The organism is Euzebya pacifica (assembly GCF_003344865.1).
Classification (GTDB): domain Bacteria; phylum Actinomycetota; class Nitriliruptoria; order Euzebyales; family Euzebyaceae; genus Euzebya; species Euzebya pacifica.
Genome location: NZ_CP031165.1, coordinates 2,245,753 through 2,264,840, shown reverse-complemented (window position 1 = coordinate 2,264,840; position 19,088 = coordinate 2,245,753). Strand labels below are relative to the sequence as shown.

Sequence of the window (19,088 nt, the reverse complement as noted above, 5' to 3'; positions counted from 1 at the left end):
GCCGGGGTCAGACGTTGACGGCCAGCATGTCGGTGATGTGCTGGCGGAGGTCGCCGAGGCCGTCGCCCTTGACGGCGCTCACCCAGAGGACCTCGTCGGAGGCGACCTCGCAGGCCGTCGCGACCTCGCGGCGACGCTTGCCGCGGATGGACGGCTTCACCTTGTCGAGCTTGGTGGCGACGATGGTGAGGGGCACGTTGGCCTCGCGCATCTCTGCGATGACACCGAGGTCGAGCTTGGTCGGCCCGACGGCGCCGTCGACGAGCAGCAGCAGGTCGACCAGCGGTTCGCGGTCGATCAGGTAGTCCTCGACCATGCGCATCCACTCGTCCCGTGAGGTCTTGGAGGCCTGCGCGTAGCCGTAGCCGGGGCAGTCGACGATCTGGGTGTCGTCGGTGACCGCGAAGGCGTTCAGCAGCCGGGTTCGACCGGGCGTGGAGGACACCTTGGCCAGCCCCTTCCGCTTGGCCACGGCGTTGATGAGGCTGGACTTGCCCACGTTGGAGCGGCCCAGCACGGCCACCTCGGCCCGGACGTCGGGGAGGTCCTCGTGGCGAGGGGCGGACATGACGAAGCTCATGGGGAGGGGACGGGCCATCCTCCCCATGCTGCCATCCCGCGAGCGAATGGTGACCTGACCGCACCGCCGGTGGCCCAGCCGTGTTTGCAGGTCGCGGCCAGGGGGTACCCGACGGCGCAGGGGGTGTGTCACCCATCCCCGCACGCCATGCCGTTTGGGAGCACTCACCATGACCCGTCTGTCGCTGCGCACGATCCTCTCGCTGCTCGGGGTGGTGATGCTGCTGGCCGCTGGCTGCTCGGGAGGGGGCGACTCCGTCGAGGGCGAGGGCCTGGATGAGGAGCCGTTGGCCGACGCCACCGACACGCCCGAGGCCACCGACACGCCTGCTGCCGGCACCGACACCGTCGAACCGTCCGCGGTGGACGAGGACGGTGCCGAGGCGTCCACCGGTGACACCTTCGTGGCCGCCATCGGCCAGCAGCCCGACCAGCTGGACCCGCACGTGACGACGGCCTACCCCAGCTTCCAGGTCCTCGAGAACGTCTACGACACCCTCGTCGTGCCCAACGCCGACACCCTGGAGATGGAGGCGTCGTTGGCCACCGACTGGGAGGTCAGCGACGACAACCTGACCTGGACCTTCACCCTCGCCGAGGACGTGGTCTTCCACGACGGGTCGACGTTCGACGCCGCCGACGTCGTCTACTCCTACACCCGCATCATCGACGAGCAGCTGGCCAACGCGTTCCGCTTCGGCACGGTGGAGTCCGTCGAGGCCGCCGACCCGCAGACGGTCGTCATCACCCTGACCGAGCCGACCCCGAACCTGCTGGCCAACATCGGCGGGTTCAAGGGCATGGCCATCCTCCCCGAGGGGGCCGCGGAGGACTACGACCTGGCGACCGAAGCGGTCGGTACCGGTCCGTTCTCGCTGGCGAGCACCAGCCCGTCCGGCCTCGTGCTGGAGGCCAACCCCGACTACTGGGGTGACGCGCCGTCGATCGGTGCGGTGGAGTTCCGCTGGATCTCCGAGCCGACGACCGCGCTGACGGAGCTGCAGACCGGCGGGGTGCACTGGACCGACAACGTGCCGCCGCAGCAGATCGAGAGCCTGTCGGGCAACGACGACGTGGTGCTGGAGACCGTGCCGTCCAACGACTACTGGTACTGGAGCGCCAACTTCGACGTCGAGCCGTTCGGCGACCCGCTGGTGCGCGAGGCGCTGGCGCTGGCGATCGACCGTGACGCCATCACCCAGGCCGCCACGTTCGGGGCCGGCACCGCCAACCAGACCGCCATCCCCGCCGACAGCTTCTGGGCCTCCGACCACGCCCCGTACACCCACGACCCCGAGCGGGCCCGTGCGCTGCTCGACGAGGCCGGTGTGTCCGACCTGTCGATGGGCCTGATGGTCACCGACGAGTTCCCCCAGACCGTCACCGCCGCCGAGGTGATCGCCAGCCAGCTGGGCGAGGTCGGCATCGACGTGGAGATCCAGACCGAGACGTTCGCCACGTGGCTCGACCGTCAGGGCCAGGGCGACTACGACGCCTTCATGCTCGGCTGGTTGGGCAACCTCGACCCGTTCGGCTTCTACCACTCCCAGCACCTGTGCGAGGGGTCCAACAACTACCAGGGCTACTGCAACGAGGAGGTCGACGCGCTGCTGACGCAGGCGGCCGTGGAGACTGACGAGGACGCCCGACGGGACCTCTACAACCAGGCCGTGGAGATGATCGTCGACGACGGCAGCTACTGGTACCTCTACAACCCCGACGTCGTGCAGGCGTGGGCTCCGGAGGTCGACGGCTACACCATCCGCAGCGACCGGGCCATCAACTTCGAGACCGTCAGCCTGAACGGCTGACGACGTGGGGGCCTACCTGCTCCGGCGGGCGCTGCAGGCGCTCGGCGTCCTGCTCGGCGTCAGCGTCCTGGTCTTCGCGATCATCCACCTGGTGCCGGGCGACCCGGTGCGCCTGGCGCTGGGCACCCGCTTCGACCAGGAGACCTACGACGCGTTGCGCAGCCGCGCCGGGCTGGACCAGCCGCTGCTGCAGCAGTACGTGTCGTGGCTCGGCGGGGTCGTCCAGGGCGACTTCGGCGTGTCGTTCCGGTCGGGGCAGACGGTCCTGTCGATGGTGACCGAACGGCTGCCGGCGACCCTGTCGTTGGCCGGCGCCGCCGTCGTGGTGGCGCTGCTGATCGCCCTGCCGCTCGGCGTGCTGTCGGCGATCCGCCAGGGGTCGCGGACCGACACGATCGCCACGGCGATCAGCCAGTTCGGCATCTCGGTGCCCGATTTCTGGATGGGCATCCTCCTGATCCTGCTGTTCTCGCTGACCCTCGGCTGGCTGCCCGCGTCGGGGTACGTCGGCCTCTCCGAGGACCCGCTGGAGTGGGCCAGGCGGCTGATCCTGCCCGGCGTCACCGTGGGGGTGGTCTCGGGTGCGGTGCTGACCCGCTTCGTCCGGTCCTCGGTCCTGGAGTCCCTCGGCGAGGACTTCGTGCGGACCGCCCAGTCCAAGGGCCTGTCGGAGCGGCGGATCATCCGCGAGCACGTCCTCCCCAACGCGTTGGTGCCGGTGATCACCGTGACCGGCCTGCAGCTGGCCTACCTGCTGTCGGGTGTCGTCGTGGTCGAGGCGGTCTTCGCCTGGCCGGGCCTGGGCCAGCTGGCCCTGGATGCCGTGCAGGACCGTGACTACCCCGTGCTGCAGGGTGCGGTGATGTTGTTCGCCGGGTTCTTCCTGCTGGTCAACCTGCTGGTGGACCTGCTGTACGCCGTCGTCGACCCGAGGATCCAGTACTGATGGCGGATGTCATGACCGACCCCGTGGAGGTCGAGGCCGGCGCCCCGCCGGCGGCCGACGACACCCCACGCTGGCGACGAACGCTGTCGCTGGTCACGTCCAACCGGCTGGCCCTGTTCGGCATGGTGACCCTGGTCGTGCTCGTGCTGGTGGCCCTGCTCGACGAGACGCTGGCGCCCTACGGCTACAACGCCGTCGACGTGCCCTCCCAGCTGCAGGCCCCGACGCTGGACCATCCCTTCGGGACCGACAACCTGGGCCGCGACGTGCTCAGCCGGGTGCTGCTCGGCGCCAAGGTGTCGCTGCAGGTCGGCGTGGTCGCCGTGGGACTGTCGTTGACGGCCGGCACGACGATCGGGCTGGTCGCCGGCTACGTCGGCGGCAAGCTCGACGACCTGCTGATGCGGGCGATGGACGTGCTGTTCGCCTTCCCCGCGATCCTGATGGCCATCGCCGTGCTGGCCATCCTCGGGCCCGGGACGACCAACGCGATGGTGGCGATCGGCATCGTCTACACGCCGATCTTCGCCCGGGTCGCCCGCGCGTCCACGCTGTCGGTGCGCGAGGAGGTCTACGTCCGGGCCGCCCGGTCGGCCGGCGCGTCGGACCTGCGGATCATGCGGCTGCACATCCTCCCCAACATCGCCGCCCCGGTGATCGTCCAGGCGTCGATCTCGCTGGCCTTCGCCATCCTGGCCGAGGCCGCGCTGTCGTTCCTGGGCCTCGGGACGCAGGCGCCCAACCCGTCGTGGGGCCGGATGCTGTCGGAGGGCCGGGAGTTCCTCCAGCAGGCGTGGTGGATGGCGTTGTTCCCGGGCCTGGCGATCTTCGTGACGGTCCTGTCGTTCAACGTCCTCGGCGACGCCCTGCGTGATGCGCTGGATCCGCGTCAGGCATCCGCGATGGAGTCAAGGGGGTTCGGCTCGTGAACGGCTCGACCGGCGCGCGCGACGACGGGCGCGATCGGGGCCTCCCTCGTCAGGACGCGACGCGGGCCCCGATCGCGTCGACCGGGGGCGGGACGGCCGGGCGGCCCAGCGGCGACCCGGTCCTGGAGGTCGAGGACCTGCGGGTGTCGTTCGGGACCCGACGTGGCCGGGCCGAGGTCGTCAACGGGGTGACCTACGACCTGCACCCCGGTGAGACCGTCGCTTTGGTCGGCGAGTCCGGCAGCGGCAAGAGCGTGTCCTCCCTCGCCCTGCTCGGGTTGTTGCCCACTCCCCCTGCTCGTGTGGAGGGATCCATCCGGCTGGAGGGGCAGCAGCTGGTCGGCGCGTCCGACGACGCCCTCCGCAACGTCCGCGGCAACGACATCGCGATGATCTTCCAGGACCCCATGACGTCGCTGAACCCGGTGATGCCGATCGGCCGCCAGGTCACGGAGGGCATGCGGCTGCATCTCGGGTTGTCCGCCAAGGAGGCCCGCGACCGGGCCGTCGACCTGCTGACCCGGGTCGGTATCCCCTCGCCCGAGAAGCGGCTGGAGGACTACCCCCACCAGTTCTCCGGCGGGATGCGGCAGCGGGTGATGATCGCGATCGGCCTGGCGTGCGACCCGACCGTCCTGATCGCCGACGAGCCGACGACGGCGCTTGATGTCACGATCCAGGCGCAGATCGTCGAGCTGGTCCAGCAGCTGCAGGCCGACACTGGTACCGCCGTGCTGTGGATCACCCACGACCTCGGCGTCGTCGCTGGCCTGGCCGACCGGGTGATGGTCATGTACGCGGGCCGGATCGTGGAGGAGGCGCCTGTCGACGCGCTGTACGACGACCCGCGACACCCCTACACCCGCGGGCTGCTGGCGTCGTTGCCGGTGCTCGGGGAGACCACCGACGAGGGGTTGGAGTCCATCCCCGGCCTGCCGCCGGACCCCGTCGCCATGCCGCCCGGCTGTCCGTTCTGGCCGCGGTGCACCGTCCGCGACGACCCCCGCTGCGAGCACGAGGCCCCTCCCCTGCTCGAGGTCGGTCCCGGCCATCGCGCGGCGACGTTCTACGCCGAGGCGATGGCGGAGCTGCCCTCCCCCGTCCGTGACGCCGGAGTGGAGACACCGTGACCGACGACCCGCTGCTGACCGTGGAGGACCTGCGGGTGTGGTTCCCCGTGAAGGAGGGGCTGCTGCGCAGGACCACCGGCCACGTGCGCGCTGTTGATGGGGTCAGCTTCGACATCCGCCGGGGCGAAACGCTCGGGCTGGTCGGCGAGTCCGGCTGCGGCAAGTCCACCACCGGGCTGGCCCTCCTCCGACTGGTCGACCCGACCGACGGCCGGGTCGTCTTCGACGGCACCGACGTCACCGCCGCCAGCCGCGGCGAACTCCGCGAGCTGCGGCGCCGCATGGCCATGATCTTCCAGGACCCGATGGCGTCGTTGAACCCCCGACGGACCGTCCGGGCATCCATCGCCGAACCGCTGGAGATCCACGGGCTGCACCGTGGCCGCCACCGCGAGCGGGTGGCCGAGCTGATGGAGCAGGTCGGCCTGTCCCCCGACCACATGGAACGCCACCCCCACGAGTTCTCCGGCGGCCAGCGGCAACGTGTCGGCATCGCGAGGGCGCTGGCCGGCGAACCCGACCTGATCGTCGCCGACGAGCCGATCGCCAGCCTCGACGTGTCGATCCAGGCGCAGATCATGAACCTGCTCGAGCGGTTGCAGGACGAGCTGGACCTCACCTACCTGTTCATCGCCCACGACCTGGCGGCGGTGCAGCACGTCTCCGACCGCATCGCCGTCATGTACCTGGGCCGCGTGGTGGAGGTCGGCCTGCGTGATGCCCTGGTGGCCGAACCAGCTCACCCCTACACCCGGGCGCTGCTGTCGGCCGTTCCGGTCCCCTCCCCTCGCGTGGAGCGGACCCGGCAGCGGACCGTCCTGACCGGTGACGTGCCGAGCCCGCTGGACCCGCCGTCGGGCTGCAGCTTCCGGACCCGCTGCCCCGACGTGTTCGAGGCGTGCGGGGTGGTCGACCCTGCGCTGGTCCCCCGGGACGAGCTCCCGCAGCGGCCGGTGGCCTGCCACCTGTACGGCGTGGAGGGTGAGGAGGTCGAACGGTCCGATCATCCCGACGCGGGGGTGGGGACCGAGGCGATGGGGGTAGCGTGACCCCATGACCGCCGCCGGGGAGCTCGACATCCGTCCTGCCGGCCCCGACGAGCTGGGATTGGTCGCCGACCTGGTCATGCACGGCCTCGCCGAACGCTGGGGCGCCGTCGACCCGCAGCTGAACCTCGACCTGCACGCGCTGACCCAGGGGGTCACCCACGGGCTGGTCCTGACCGCGTGGCTGGATGGGGCGCTGGTGGGTACCGGCGCGTTGGTCGGCGGCCCCGACGTGCCCGAGGTGGTGCGCATGAGCACGGCCCACAGCCACCGACGACGAGGAGTTGCGGCCGGCGTGCTCGGGGCGCTGGTCGAGGCGGCACGGGACGGCGGCGCGTCTCGGGTGGTGCTGGAGACAACCGCCACCTGGACCGGCGCCCGGCGGCTGTACGAGCACGAGGGCTTCGTCCTCGACGGGGTCGTGCACGGTCCACACGGCGATGACGCCCACTACCACCTGGACCTCGCGACGGCCTGACCCGGTTGCGCGACCGCGTTCCGGCTCCACGAGTCCTCGTGTCGGTTAGGCTGCGTGCGGGTGGACGTGCGCATGGCAAGCGATCAGGAGCGACCCTCCTCGACCCGCAGTGCCGCTCGACGGGTCGGGGCGGTCCTGTGCGGGCTCGTCCTCGTCGCTTGGGCCGCGTGGATGCTGGCCGGCGACCCGCCCGGCACGTTCGGCCGGATTGCCGTCACGGCCCCGCCGCCGGGCACCCCCGAACGCGTCGAGGTCACCGTGACCGCTGCGCTTCACGGGGCCATCGCCGACCACCTCGCCGTCAGCGTGGACCACATGCCCGAACGCGTCAGGGTGGGCGACCCGCTGCTGACCTGGGCCGCGCTGCAGCTGCGGACGACCGGGGGACGAACCGTCGAGCTGCCGCTGCACGACACCGCCACCTCGGGGGCCCCGACCGACGGCTGGACGATCGATTCCGACAGCGGTGCCGGGGTGCAGCTCGTGGCGCCGATGACCATCGAGGTCATCGCGGCCAGCGACCCCTCCACCGTCGGAGTCGTCGAACGACACGAGGTCGTGCCCGGCGTCCCGCGCCTGCTGGAGATGTCCGTCGCACTGCCCGAGCTGCCTGCCGAAGCGGCATCGTGGGTCGTCGAGGTCCCGTTCGGGGACGGCGCCCTCGTCGTCACGGTGCACAGCACCGACCCGGAGCCTGGTGATCCAACCGCACAACCCGTCCGGCCCAACCCCGACATCGCCGGGACCACCCTGGCGGTGCCACCAGAGGGCGAGGCCCGGTCGGTGGTCCTCGAGGACGGCACGCCGCTGTGGATCACCCACACCCGGGCGAACGGGGTCCATGTGGTCGACGCCAGGTCGTCGTTCCCGACCCGGGCGGCGACCCCGCTGGTGGCGTGGTGCGGCGCCGGCGAGTCCTTCGTCGTCGACCAGCACGGGGAGTCCTACGCGTCGGACGGGACCCTGATCGGTGGTCCGGTGATGTTCGGGTTGACGACGTACCACGGGGAGGTCGTCGACGGACGCTACCGCCTGGGCGCGGGCGTGCCGGGTGCCCCCAAGGAGCCGCGGCATCTCGTGCAGGTCGGGGGCGGCTTCGTGATCGAGACCCAGACGGTGGCCGCATCACCGTGCACCCGGACCGGGCCGCCCGCTCCATCGGTCGGGTCCAGCACGCCGGTGGACACCGGCGACCTGCCGACGTCCCCGGTCGGCCTGCTGTCCACCACCCGTCGCCCGTCCCTGGTCGAGGGCCGCCTCCTGCTGGACGAGGACGGGAGGGGTCAGCTCTGCGAATCCGGTGGCGCCGACGGCTGGACCTGCACCGGTGACCGCGTGGCTGTGGACGTCTCGCGCGCTCGCGGTCCAGACGCGTCCCTTGACCCGTCGGCCGCTCAACCGTTGGGACAGGACGGCCCGTTCGTCGTGGCCGCCATGGCCGACGGGGTCATCACATCGCTGTGGCAGACGGGACGCACCGTCGCGGAAAGCCGAGCCGACGAACGTTATGCGACCGCGGGCCGCTTCGTGGCGTTCGCCGACGACGAGGCCCTCTTGGAGGACTGTCGACGCCGTCACCCCGGCTGCCGCGGGGAGGTGCGGTATCTGCACCTCAACCTCCTGGGCGAGGACGGCTGGTTCGAACCGGTCCGCCGGGACGGCGTCCTGCCTCGCCCCTACTGGCTGATCACCGGCGCGGCCACCCAACGGCACTGGGAAACCGTCCTGCTGGACGACATCACAGGGGTGAGGTCCTTGGTCCCCGGGGACTTGATCCTCGTGCACGACGGCTGGGGGTCCGGCCCGTCAACGGTCGAACCCTTGCAGCTGCCCGAGTGACCCGAGGTGCCAGCGTCCTCAGCCCACGTCGCCGTCGACGTAGACCCACCGGCCGCCGCGGCGTTCGAACCGGCTGCGTTCGGTCAGCTGTCCCGGCCCGTCGGGCGTGCGGTAGCGGGCCGTGAAGGCGACCATGCCCGTGTCGTCGCCCTCCTCACCGGCGACCAGCTCGGTGACCTCGAGCCCCTCCCACCCCAGGTCGGGGTCGAGGTCGATCCGGTCAGGCCGGGTGCGGGGATGCCAGGTGCGATGCAGGTAGTCCTCGTCCCCGACGGCGTAGGCGCTGTAGCGCGACCGCATCAGCTGCTCGGCCGTCGTCGCCCGTTCGGCGCCGATGTGCAGCGGCCCGCAGCACCGGTCGAGTCGGTCACCGGAACCACACGGGCAGGGCTGGGGCGGGAGGACAGGCACGGGCCGCAGGGTAGCGACCCGGTGGGTCAGCCGAGCGCGGCGTCGAACCGGGCACGCAGGTCGGCCAGCCGCTCGGCGGGTTCGTTGGCGAAGACCAGGCGGAGGTGGTGTTCCCCCGATGGTCCCCAGCCGTCCATGGGGGTCGCCGCAACCTTCCCGAGGCGCATCAGCCGGTCCGACGCCTCGGCTGGGGTGAGCCCCAGCGGCCGCGTGTCGATCAGCAGTGACCAGCCACCGTGCGGCCGGACGCACGGGTACCCGTCCAGCTGCTGGAGGATGGTCCGGGCACGCGCCTCCAGCACGTCGGTGAACGCCCGCACGTCGGCCTCGGCGTCGGGCGCCGACAGCGCGGCTGCGACTGCCTGCTGGGCGATGCCGACCTGGCACACCACGTTGGCCATCCCGACCAGCGCCACGTCGGCCATCACCTCGGCGGGTCCCACGACCCAGCCGACGCGCCAACCGATCATGCGCAGCTCCTTGGACGCCGAGCCCACGGTGATCGTCCGGTCGCGCAGGGCCTCGACCGCCGCCGGTCCCCCGTCGACGGGCCCACCGAACCGCAGGCGGTCCATCGCGGTGTCGTGGATGATCCACGGCCGGTGGCCGCCGGTCCCCTCCGCCAGCGCCGTCCAGTGCGCCGTACCCATGACCCCGCCGGTGGGCATGCTCGGCGACATCGTGATGACCGCCGCGGTGCCCGGGCCGACCGCGGCCGCCAGCTCGTCGGGGTCGACGTGCCAGCCGTCGGCCGTCGCGCGGGCGGGCACGAACCGTGGCACCCCGCCGGCCAGCCGGACGCGGTTGACCAAGCCGGCGTAGATCGGGTCGGTCAGGACGACCTCCTGCCCCGGTTCGACCGTGGCGAGCAGCACGTTGAGGATGCCGTTCAACCCTCCTGCCACGCTGACGCACTGGGTGCGGGCGTCGTAGGCCACGCCGTCCCGGGCCCCGACCCATGCGCAGGCGGCCTCGCGGAGGGACAGGTGGCCCTGGAACGGCAGGTAGCTGTTGGCGTCGTCGTCCTCCAACGCGTCTGCCGTGGCCTCGACGGCCACCCGGGGCGGCCTGATGTCGACGTCGAGGTTCTCCAGCCGGAGGATCTCCGGATCGGCCAACGCATCGGCGGCGTCACCGACCCGGTCAACCCCGATGCCCGGCACGTGCGCCAGTCGCGTCACCCTCATCACTCCACCTCCATGGCTTCGTACCGCTAAGTTGGTACGTATGGACCAGAACAACGAACAGCCTACGCCAGGCAGTGTGGTCGGGCGCAACGTTCGTCGGCTGCGCGAACGACGGGGCCTGTCGCTGGCCGACCTCGGTACCCGCGCCGGCGTGTCGAAGACGACCGTGCACGACCTGGAGGGCGGAACGGCCAACCCCCGCCTGGAGACCCTCTACGCCATCGCCACGGCGTTGTCGGTCGGGCTGGCCGACCTGCTCACCCCGCCCGAGGAGGACGTCCCGAGCTGGGTGGTCAGGGCCGACGAGGGCCCGATGGTCCATGGCGAGGCCGTGGACGCACGGCTGATCGGCCGGATCGAGGTCGAGGGGCACATCGAGGTCTACGACTTCGCCGCCGCGCACGGACTCCAGCGCTCGCGCGGCCACGCCGGCCACGTGCGGGAGTGCCTGCTGGTCCACGACGGCACGGTCCGCATCGGCCCGGACTCGACCGCCGTGGACCTGGCCGCCGGCGACGCGATCCTGTTCACGGCCAGCGGCGACCACGTCTACGGGTCACCCGATGACGCGGGTGGCCGGGGGACCCTCCTGGTCATCCACTCCCGCGACTGACCCGTTCAGGCCCTGGTGCTGGCCATCACCACGAACCGGGGGTCGCTGCCGAGCACCTCGACGTTGCCGTACAGGCGCTTGAGCTTGGCGTGGTAGGCCAGGTGGCGGTTGCCGACGACGACGATCCGCCCACCCGGTCGCAGGACCCGACGGGCGTCGCCGAACATCTCCCAGGCGATGTCGTCGGTGACGACGCGTCCCTGGTGGAACGGCGGGTTGACGACCACGAGGTCGGCGCTGCCGTCGGCGCAGGCGGACAGGCCATCGGCGACATGGAACGTCGCCTCCTGCCCCGACAGGGTGCGTTCGAAGGTGCGCCGCGCAGAGGACACCGCGAGGTCGGAGACGTCGGTGAAGACCAGCCGCGCCGCAGGGTTGTCCCGGGCGATCACCGTGCCGACGATCCCGGTCCCGCAGCCGAGGTCGATCACGTCCACGGGGCCCTGGACGGCAGGGAGGTTGGCCAGCAGCAGCTCGGTCCCATCGTCGGTGCCACCGGCGCCGAACACCCCGGGCTCGGCGACGACCGTGACGCCGTGGGCCTCGTGGGTCGAGGTCCCCGGCACCTCCCGGTCCACACGATCGAGGTCGACTCGGGTCAGCAGGAGACGGGCCTTCTTGCGCGCTCGCGTGGTGACCGTCGGCCCGAGGATCCGCTCGAACAGCTCCACGGTCGATGAGTGGACCTCGCGCGTCATGCCGGCGCCGACGACGACGGTGCCGGGGAGCGCCGCGACGGCGATCCGGCGCAGCTGCCACTCCAGCATCGCCTTGGCTCGGGGGACCTTCACGACGGCGACGCCCACGGGTGGCAGCCCCTGGCTGGCCGGGACGATCTCCGCGGCCGACGGGTCCTGCCCGTTGGCCTCGAGGTTGGCCCGGGTCACCTCCCACGTGAGGGCGGAGTCCGCCCACGACGCCGGGTGCCGGTCGGCAAGGCCCACCGCCAGCGCCCCGAACCGATCGTTGACCAGGACCGTCCGGCCGTGGGCTGCCTCCATCCCATCGGGGGTGATCGGCGCCTCGACGTCGTCGGCCAGCAACCCCTCGGTGTCGCCGGCCATCCAGGCCAGCGCCAGCTCGTCGGCGGCGTCCCACGCCCGCAGGTTGTCCGGCTGCGCACGGCTGGGATGGCGTCGGAGGGTGACGGTCCGGCCGTCGGGCAGGGTCAGCTGGGTCTGGGGAGGCACACGGCCGAGTATGGCCGCCCACGCCACGCTGCGTATCCTCCCGCCCCGATGGCCCTCCCCTCCTCCCCTGTTGTCGCGCCGGCTGCGGGCCGCCGGTGGCGGGTCGGCGTGGCCGTCGGCAAGTTCAACCCACCACACCTGGGCCATGTCCACCTGCTGACGGTCGGCGCCGCCCGGGTGGATCACCTCCACGTGCTGCTGTGCGACCGACCGGACCAGACGCTGCCTGCGACCGATCGGGCGGCATGGCTGGCCGACGCGCTGCCCGACAACGTCACTGTGCACGTCACCCCCGACGACCTGCCGGAGGCCAACGAACCATGGGCGGGCCGTGCGCTGGAGGTCCTGCCCGAACCGCCGGACGTGGCGTTCACCTCCGAGCCCTGGGGGCCCGGCTGGGCGCAGCTCATGGGGGCCGACCACGTGGCCGTCGACAACGACCGGTCGACGGTGCCGGCCAGCGGCACGGCGCTGCGTGCGAACCTCGCCCGCAACTTCCACCTGCTCGTCCCAGCGGCTCGGGCAGCCCTCACCCGCCGTGTCGTCTGCGTCGGGGCCGAGTCGACGGGGAAGACAACCCTGGCGCGCGGGCTGGCGGAGCGGCTGGGGACGGTCTGGGTGCCCGAGCACGGGCGCTGGTACTGGGAGGGCCGCCGGTACCTCGTCGACCAGTCCTGGGACACCTCGGAGTTCCTCCGCATCGCCCGGGCCCAGCGGTCCCTTGCCGATGACCTCGCCCGGAAGGCCGTCGGTGGGATGGTGGTCGGCGACACCGACGCCCTGGTCACCGCCGTGTGGCACCGGCGCTACCTCGGCCACGACGACGACGTCCTCGACCGGCTGGTGGAAACGGTCCGACCGGACCACTACCTGGTCTGCGCGCCCGACTTCGCGTGGGTGCAGGACGGCACCCGCGAGTCGGTGGCCGAACGGCAGGCGATGCACGCCGACACCCTCGACCGCGTCCAGCGGTCCGGCGTGCCGTTCACGGTGCTGACCGGCGGTGCTGCCGAACGGCTGGCCACGGCGGCGGCCGTGTGTGCGGACGCCGCCTCGGTTCCATCCCTCACCTGAGGAGCGCAACCGGGACCCTCGTCCCACTATCGCCGGGCTGTCAGGCCCTGTCCGTCGGGTCACCTCAGCCGCATCGTAGGGAGGTGCGCCGCCCACAGCCGGCGGGCGACGCAGACCGTTCGGAGGAACCCGTGAACGTCCGTCGCCGCTGGGCAGCCATCGTGTTGTCCGCACTCTGCCTTGTCTTCGGCCTCGTCGTGCCAGCATCGGCGCAGGCCTCGATCACCAGCACCGGTCCGTTGACCACCATCACGACCACGCCAGACCTCAACTGTGCGGTCAACCACGTGGACGACACCGCCGGTGAGTTCTACGCCAACACCGCCTGTGGCACGTTCGTGGCCCTGAACGGCACGCTGTACGGACCGGCGTCGATCCCGGCCGGCAGCGCCCTGGGGAGCTACACGCCCTACACGTCCGCGGGCCAGACCAGCGGTGGTGGCGGCAACGTCAACGACCCGTACCGGATCACCACGACCGTCACCCTGGGTGACAGCGGGGTCAGCCTGACCCAGGTCGACACCTACGTGACGGGCCAGGCGTCGTTCCGGACCGACATCACGCTCACCAACAACGGACCGTCGTCGGTCTCTGGTTACGTGTACCGGGCAGCCGACTGCTACCTGGCCAACTCCGACTCCGGATTCGGTTCGGTCGGCGGTGACGGCCGCATCGGCTGCACCAACGAGACCAGGGCGGAGGAGTTCGTGCCGATCACCGGCGGCTCGACGTACTTCGAGGGCGGGTACTCCGAGACGTGGAGCATGGTCGCGACCCAGCAGGCCCTGCCCAACACCTGCCGCTGCGACGAACGGATCGACAACGGGATGGCGCTGGCATGGAACGTCACCGCCGTCAGCGGCGGCAGCCAGGTCACCGTCTCCACCGCGACGTCCTTCGGCACCTCCACGACCACGACCGACCAGGTGGAGGTGGTCCAGGCGAGCACCGGCATCTCGACCAACGCACAGGGACAGGTGACGTTCAACGTCTCGCGCCCGTCCACCCGCGACCTGACCATCACCATCCGCCCGACGGTGGTCCCCGGCTGCGACATCCTGTCGGTCACGATCTTCCACAACGGCCTGTCCTATCCGGCCTCCGACCCGGAGGGTGACGGGACGTGGACCGCAACCATCCCCCGATCGCAGCTCGCCGAGGCCGACATCACCTACTCCGTGACCGACACGTGCGGCACCAGGACGGGGTCGGTCGGCCGGGTGACCTTCTACGACCCGAGTGGCGTGATCACCGACGCCTCGACCGGCGCGGTCATCCCCGACGCGACGGTGACCCTCCACAACGTGCCCGGCTGGACTGCCCAGACCGCCAGCAACACCGGACCGCAGACCTGCGAGACCGTCGACACCCGCGGACCGGGCGGCTGGACCCAGCCGGCCCCGGCCAGCGACGGCGTCGTCGCCGCGGTCAGCAGCGGCACCTTCACCCCTGACGTGAACCCGCAGCAGACCGACCTCGACGGCCGCTACGGCTGGGACGTCGTGACCGGCTGCTGGTACGTGACCGTCGCCGCCACCGGCTACGCCGCCCTCACCAGCCCGGTGGTGGGCGTCCCACCCGAGGTGACCGACCTCGACCTGGCCCTCACCCCCACGGGTGGCACGACCGCCTCCGGCGTCACGAGGCTGGCCGGTGCGGAACGCATCGCCACCGCCAACGCCATCAGCCAGGACCTCTGGGCGGCCGGGAGCGCCGATGTGGTGCTGCTCGCCCGCCACGACAACTTCCCGGACTCGCTGGCCGGCGGTCCGCTGGCCGTCGCGGCCGGTGGCCCCCTGCTGCTGACCCCGTCCTCCGGGCTGTTCGTCACGACGGCCCAGGAGATCATGCGTGTCCTGCCGTCCGGCGGACATGTCCTCCTCCTCGGTGGCGTGGCCGCGCTGTCCGAGGACGTCGCGTTCGACCTGATGGACCTGGGCTACACCGTGTCCCGGGCCGACGGCGCCACGAGGTACGAGACCGCGGTGATGGTCGCCCAGATGACGGCCTCGTCGCCCTCCACCATCTTCATCGCGGACGGCAACACGTTCGGCGACGCCCTCGTCGCCAGCAGCGTGGTCCCGGCGATGGGCAACGCCACCGTCGTCCTGACGGCCGGAACCACCCTGCCCGCCTCCGTCGCCGACTACCTGGACGCCAACAACGGCGCGAGCTGGTTCACCATCGGCCAGGCCGCCACGGCAGCCCTCGGCAACGAGGACGCGTCGTTCGTCGGTGTCGACGTCCCCGACACGTCCCGGCAGGTGGCCGAGGCGTTCTATCCCCAGCCCACGGGCTTCGCGATCGCCAGCAGCGAGAACTTCCCCGACGCCCTCGCGGGAAGCGCGCATGCCGGCCGGCTGCTGATCCCGTTGCTCCTCTCCCCCACGAGCGGGATGACCTCGTCGGTCCTCGGCTACCTGCAGGCCAACGCCCCGTTCCAGACCGCCTACCTGTACGGCGGCACTGCGGCCCTCAGCGACCAGGTCGCCCAGCAAGCGGCCAACGTCGTGGGCTGACCAACCCCAGGGTGTGTCGCCTCAGTCGCGCCATGCGCGACTGGGGCGACACCCGTTCGGGGGTGTGTTGGCTCACCCGCGCCATGCGGCGGGTGAGCCGACAATCCCGGGGGGTCTGGCAGGCTGCGGGGTCCATGACGGCCCCCATGTTGATCAGTCAGCCCCCGACCTCGCCGGCCCCGCCGGCGCCGATGCTCGGGCGGCCGTGGGAGCACCGGCACGCGGCCGTCGCCGGCCTCGGCTCGCTGGCGGCATGTGCGGTGTACTGGCTGGCCACCCGGGTGGTCGCCCCCGATGTCACGCCGGGGGCCGTGGAGTTCCTCGGCACCCTGACGTCGCTGTGGTCGGTGTGGATCACGCAGCGGCGCAACGTGCTCGCCCTGCCGATCGGTGTGGTGTCGGTTGCGCTGATGGGGTGGTTCTTCCTCGACATCGGCCTCGGCGGCCAGGTGCTGCTGCACTGGGCCTACTACCTGCCGGTGCAGGTGTGGGCGTGGTGGCACTGGGCCCGCGGGGGTGTCGACGGCGGCGAGCTGACCGTCGGCCGTCTCGGCTGGCCGGCACGCGGCGGGTGGCTGGCCGCCATGGTCGTGGGCACGGTGGTCCTCGGCCGGGCGCTGGACGCCGGCTGGGACGATGCCCTGTACACCACTTGGGACGCCTCCATCGTGGCGGCCTCCGTGGTCGCCATGGTCCTGCTGTCCACCAAGAAGGTCGAGTCGTGGTGGCTGTGGATCGGCCCGGTCAACGTCTCCGCGATCGGCCTGTACGCGCTGACCGGCGCGACGATGTTCGCCGCCCTCTACGTGCTGTTCCTCGTGATGGCCGTGGTCGGCCTGCTGCGCTGGCAGCGAGCGGCCGCAGCGCAGGCACCCTGATCGGCCGGCAGGGATTCGTTCGGCCGGCGTCGAAACCACCACCATGAGCCGGTTGCGCGCCCTCGCGGCGCTTGTCCTCGTCCTTGTGCTGTCCGCGCCCGCCAGCGGCCGGGTGCCGCTGGTCGAGATGGTCAGCGCGGATGACCTCGCCCGGGACGAGCCCGACCGCACGTCCCTGGTCGACCCGTTCATCGGCACGTTCGCCCCCGGGTTCACCAACCCCGGTCCCGTCCTGCCCCATGGGATGGTCGGGCTGGGACCCGACACCGCAGAGGGGCCGCTCAACTACGGCGGCTACTACGACAACAACGCCCTCATCACCGGGTTCAGCCACACCCACATGTCGGCCGGGGTCTTCCACGGCGGCCACATCCCAGTCATGCCGGTCGTCGGGGACGTCGACACCTCGATCACCCCCCACCCGGCGGGCGCGCCCATCCCCGGCTACGCCTCCCCGTTCGACCGCGCCACCGAGATCGCCGAGCCCGGCTACTACGCCGTCACCCTGCTCCGCGACCAGGTCGACGTCGAGCTGACCGCGACCCTCCGGACGGCCCTGCACCGCTACACCTTCCCGCCCGCCCCGCTCAGCCAGCCGTCGGACCGCCATGTGGTCGTCGACCTCGGCCGCACCCTCAAGGGCCTGTACGGCGGCGAGGCGACCCTCGTCTCCGACGGGCTGGTCACCGGCGTGGTCCACACCGATGTGTCCGGGCCGATGCCGGTCCACTTCGCCCTCGAGGTCGATCAGCCGATGGGGTGGACGACCCTCGACGGCACCCAGCTGCGCCAGGGCGAGACGGTCAGCAGCGACGACCGGATCGGCCTGATCGGCACCCCGCACGTCGACGCGCCGGTCGAGACCCTCCACGTCCGGGTCGGGATCTCCTACACCGACCAGGCCGGCGCTATCGCCAACCTGCGGGCCGAGCAGCCCAACTTCGACTTCGACGCCACCCGCGCCGCCGCGGACGCCGCCTGGGAGGAGGCGCTGGCCCGCATCGAGGTCGAGGGCGGCAACCCCGCCGACACCATCCGGTTCCACACCGCGCTGTACCACGCGCAGCTGTTCCCCAACCTCCACTCCGACGTCGACGGGCGCTACCGCGGCCCGGACCAGCAGGTCCACCACGACCCCGACCGGCCCCACTACAGCCAGTTCTCGCTGTGGGACTCCTACAACGGCCAGAGCGCCCTGCAGGCCGTCATCAACCCCGACGCCTACCGCGACATGCTCCACTCGTTGGCCGACTTCGCCGACCAGAACGGCGGGGCCCTCCCCCGCTGGCAGCTGGGCCCCAACGACCCCGGCTACATGTCCGGCGACCCGGTGATCCCGTTCATCGGCGAGGGCTGGTGCCGCGGACTCGTCGACGACACCGACCTGGCCACCCGGCTCGAGGCGCAGATGCGTTACCTCCTCGAGCGACGCGAACCTGCTTGGCGGGACCTCGGCTACCTGCCGACCGAGCACGCCCCCCTGTGGGCGCAGTTCGAGGCCGGCGGACGCGACGCCGGCAAGACCCTGGAGTACGGCCTGGCCGACTTCGCGCTGGCCCTGATGACGGGCGAGGAGGACCTGGTGGCCAGCTCGCAGGCCTACGAGGCGCTGCTGGACCCCGAGACCGGCTTCATCCGCCCCAAGGACGACAGCGGCACCTTCCTGCCCGAGTTCTCACCCGAGAACGGCTACGGCTTCCAGGAGGGGACGTCGTGGCAGTACTCGTGGCTGGCCGCCCACGACTACGGCGGGCTGCTGGACGCGATGGCCGAGAGCGACCACCACCTGTCCCCCGAGGACAAGCTCGACGTGTTCTTCAACCTCCCGGCCAGCGGCACCGTGCCGGTGATCTGGCCCAAGGTGCAGAACCAGGCCACGGCGTTCGGGGTGCTGTACTACGGCAACCAGTACGCCCCGGGCAACGAGCACGACCTGCAGGCCCCGTTCGCCTACAGCTGGCTGGGCGTCCCGTGGAAGACCCAGGCGGTCACCCGCGGCGCCATCAGCGTCTACACCCCCACGCCCGACGGCCTGCCGGGCAACGACGACCTCGGCGCCCTCAGCGGCTGGCTGGTCTGGGCGATGCTGGGCCTGCACCCGGCGGTGCCCGGTGCCCCCGGCTACACCATCGCCTCACCGATGTTCCCCGACGCCGTGATCCACCGCCCGGGCCACGGCGACCTTGTGATCACCGCCGACGGCGCCTCGGCGACCGGCCGGTTCGTCCAGGACGCGACGCTGGAGGGGCAGCCCCTGGACACGACGTGGGTGACCGATGCCCACCTCGGGCTGGCGCCCGATGCCCCCAACAGCCAGCCGACGACCCTCTCGTTGGAGATGGGCGAGCTGCCGTCGGACTGGGCCGCAGGCTCGACCCCGCCCTCGGCCTCGACCGACCCCCTGCAGGCCTGGGGCTGCGCCGCCTGACCACGCCGTCTGCCCATGCCGCCTGACCGG

At 71.7% G+C, this 19,088-nt stretch carries 16 protein-coding genes; 12 read left to right on the top strand and 4 right to left on the bottom strand.

Annotated features, from left to right (window positions below):
- Nucleotides 1-7: 7 nt before the first annotated feature.
- On the bottom strand, nucleotides 8-598 hold the full coding sequence (gene yihA / locus DVS28_RS09435) for a ribosome biogenesis GTP-binding protein YihA/YsxC (protein WP_164710264.1): 591 nt from the start codon (nucleotides 596-598) through the stop codon (nucleotides 8-10).
- A 151-nt stretch (nucleotides 599-749) separates the two neighbouring features.
- Here yihA and DVS28_RS09430 point away from each other — a divergent pair, with 151 nt between their 5' ends.
- From DVS28_RS09430 to DVS28_RS09400, 7 genes are all read left to right on the top strand, one after another.
- Nucleotides 750-2,390 carry an ABC transporter substrate-binding protein gene (locus DVS28_RS09430; RefSeq protein WP_216826508.1) on the top strand — a complete coding sequence of 547 codons (1,641 nt, stop codon included), beginning with the start codon at nucleotides 750-752 and terminating at the stop codon, nucleotides 2,388-2,390.
- A 4-nt stretch (nucleotides 2,391-2,394) separates the two neighbouring features.
- Nucleotides 2,395-3,336, top strand: a complete 942-nt coding sequence (locus tag DVS28_RS09425; RefSeq protein WP_114591216.1) for an ABC transporter permease — start codon at nucleotides 2,395-2,397, stop codon at nucleotides 3,334-3,336.
- Nucleotides 3,337-3,458: 122 nt separating this feature from the next.
- Nucleotides 3,459-4,265, top strand: a complete 807-nt coding sequence (locus tag DVS28_RS09420; protein WP_425461049.1) for an ABC transporter permease — start codon at nucleotides 3,459-3,461, stop codon at nucleotides 4,263-4,265.
- A gap of 71 nt (nucleotides 4,266-4,336) precedes the next feature.
- Nucleotides 4,337-5,395, top strand: a complete 1,059-nt coding sequence (locus DVS28_RS09415; RefSeq protein WP_114594094.1) for an oligopeptide/dipeptide ABC transporter ATP-binding protein — start codon at nucleotides 4,337-4,339, stop codon at nucleotides 5,393-5,395.
- The gene (locus tag DVS28_RS09410; RefSeq protein WP_114591215.1) at nucleotides 5,392-6,444 is read left to right on the top strand and encodes an ABC transporter ATP-binding protein; all 1,053 of its coding nucleotides are present in this window, start codon (nucleotides 5,392-5,394) and stop codon (nucleotides 6,442-6,444) included. The genes DVS28_RS09415 and DVS28_RS09410 overlap by 4 nt, the downstream gene beginning before the upstream one ends.
- Before the next feature lie 4 nt (nucleotides 6,445-6,448).
- Nucleotides 6,449-6,919, top strand: a complete 471-nt coding sequence (locus DVS28_RS09405; RefSeq protein ID WP_114591214.1) for a GNAT family N-acetyltransferase — start codon at nucleotides 6,449-6,451, stop codon at nucleotides 6,917-6,919.
- A gap of 60 nt (nucleotides 6,920-6,979) precedes the next feature.
- On the top strand, nucleotides 6,980-8,758 hold the full coding sequence (locus DVS28_RS09400) for a hypothetical protein (RefSeq protein WP_114591213.1): 1,779 nt from the start codon (nucleotides 6,980-6,982) through the stop codon (nucleotides 8,756-8,758).
- An 18-nt stretch (nucleotides 8,759-8,776) separates the two neighbouring features.
- Here the strand turns inward: DVS28_RS09400 and DVS28_RS09395 are convergent, their stop codons facing one another.
- Together DVS28_RS09395 and DVS28_RS09390 are read right to left on the bottom strand one after the other, a co-directional pair.
- Nucleotides 8,777-9,169, bottom strand: coding sequence for a YchJ family protein (locus DVS28_RS09395; RefSeq protein ID WP_114591212.1), 393 nt, complete (start codon nucleotides 9,167-9,169; stop codon nucleotides 8,777-8,779).
- Nucleotides 9,170-9,195: 26 nt separating this feature from the next.
- Nucleotides 9,196-10,356: a pyridoxal phosphate-dependent aminotransferase gene (locus DVS28_RS09390; RefSeq protein WP_114591211.1), complete on the bottom strand. Its 1,161-nt coding sequence runs from the start codon at nucleotides 10,354-10,356 to the stop codon at nucleotides 9,196-9,198.
- Between the two features lie 76 nt (nucleotides 10,357-10,432).
- Between DVS28_RS09390 and DVS28_RS09385 the strand changes: the two genes are divergently transcribed.
- The gene (locus DVS28_RS09385; protein ID WP_164710260.1) at nucleotides 10,433-10,969 is read left to right on the top strand and encodes a helix-turn-helix domain-containing protein; all 537 of its coding nucleotides are present in this window, start codon (nucleotides 10,433-10,435) and stop codon (nucleotides 10,967-10,969) included.
- A 5-nt stretch (nucleotides 10,970-10,974) separates the two neighbouring features.
- Here the strand turns inward: DVS28_RS09385 and DVS28_RS09380 are convergent, their stop codons facing one another.
- Nucleotides 10,975-12,159 (bottom strand): methyltransferase, encoded by a 1,185-nt coding sequence (locus DVS28_RS09380; protein WP_164710258.1) that lies wholly within the window; start codon nucleotides 12,157-12,159, stop codon nucleotides 10,975-10,977.
- Between the two features lie 48 nt (nucleotides 12,160-12,207).
- Between DVS28_RS09380 and DVS28_RS09375 the strand changes: the two genes are divergently transcribed.
- The 4 genes from DVS28_RS09375 (at nucleotide 12,208) to DVS28_RS09360 (ending at nucleotide 19,058) form a co-directional block, all read left to right on the top strand.
- A complete protein-coding gene (locus tag DVS28_RS09375; protein WP_164710256.1) occupies nucleotides 12,208-13,233 on the top strand; it encodes an AAA family ATPase in 1,026 nt (341 codons plus the stop codon).
- A 131-nt stretch (nucleotides 13,234-13,364) separates the two neighbouring features.
- Nucleotides 13,365-15,752 (top strand): cell wall-binding repeat-containing protein, encoded by a 2,388-nt coding sequence (locus DVS28_RS09370; RefSeq protein ID WP_114591208.1) that lies wholly within the window; start codon nucleotides 13,365-13,367, stop codon nucleotides 15,750-15,752.
- 134 nt (nucleotides 15,753-15,886) lie between these two features.
- Nucleotides 15,887-16,630 (top strand): nicotinamide riboside transporter PnuC, encoded by a 744-nt coding sequence (gene pnuC / locus DVS28_RS09365; RefSeq protein WP_164710254.1) that lies wholly within the window; start codon nucleotides 15,887-15,889, stop codon nucleotides 16,628-16,630.
- A 43-nt stretch (nucleotides 16,631-16,673) separates the two neighbouring features.
- Nucleotides 16,674-19,058: a GH92 family glycosyl hydrolase gene (locus DVS28_RS09360; protein WP_114591206.1), complete on the top strand. Its 2,385-nt coding sequence runs from the start codon at nucleotides 16,674-16,676 to the stop codon at nucleotides 19,056-19,058.
- Nucleotides 19,059-19,088: the final 30 nt, after the last annotated feature.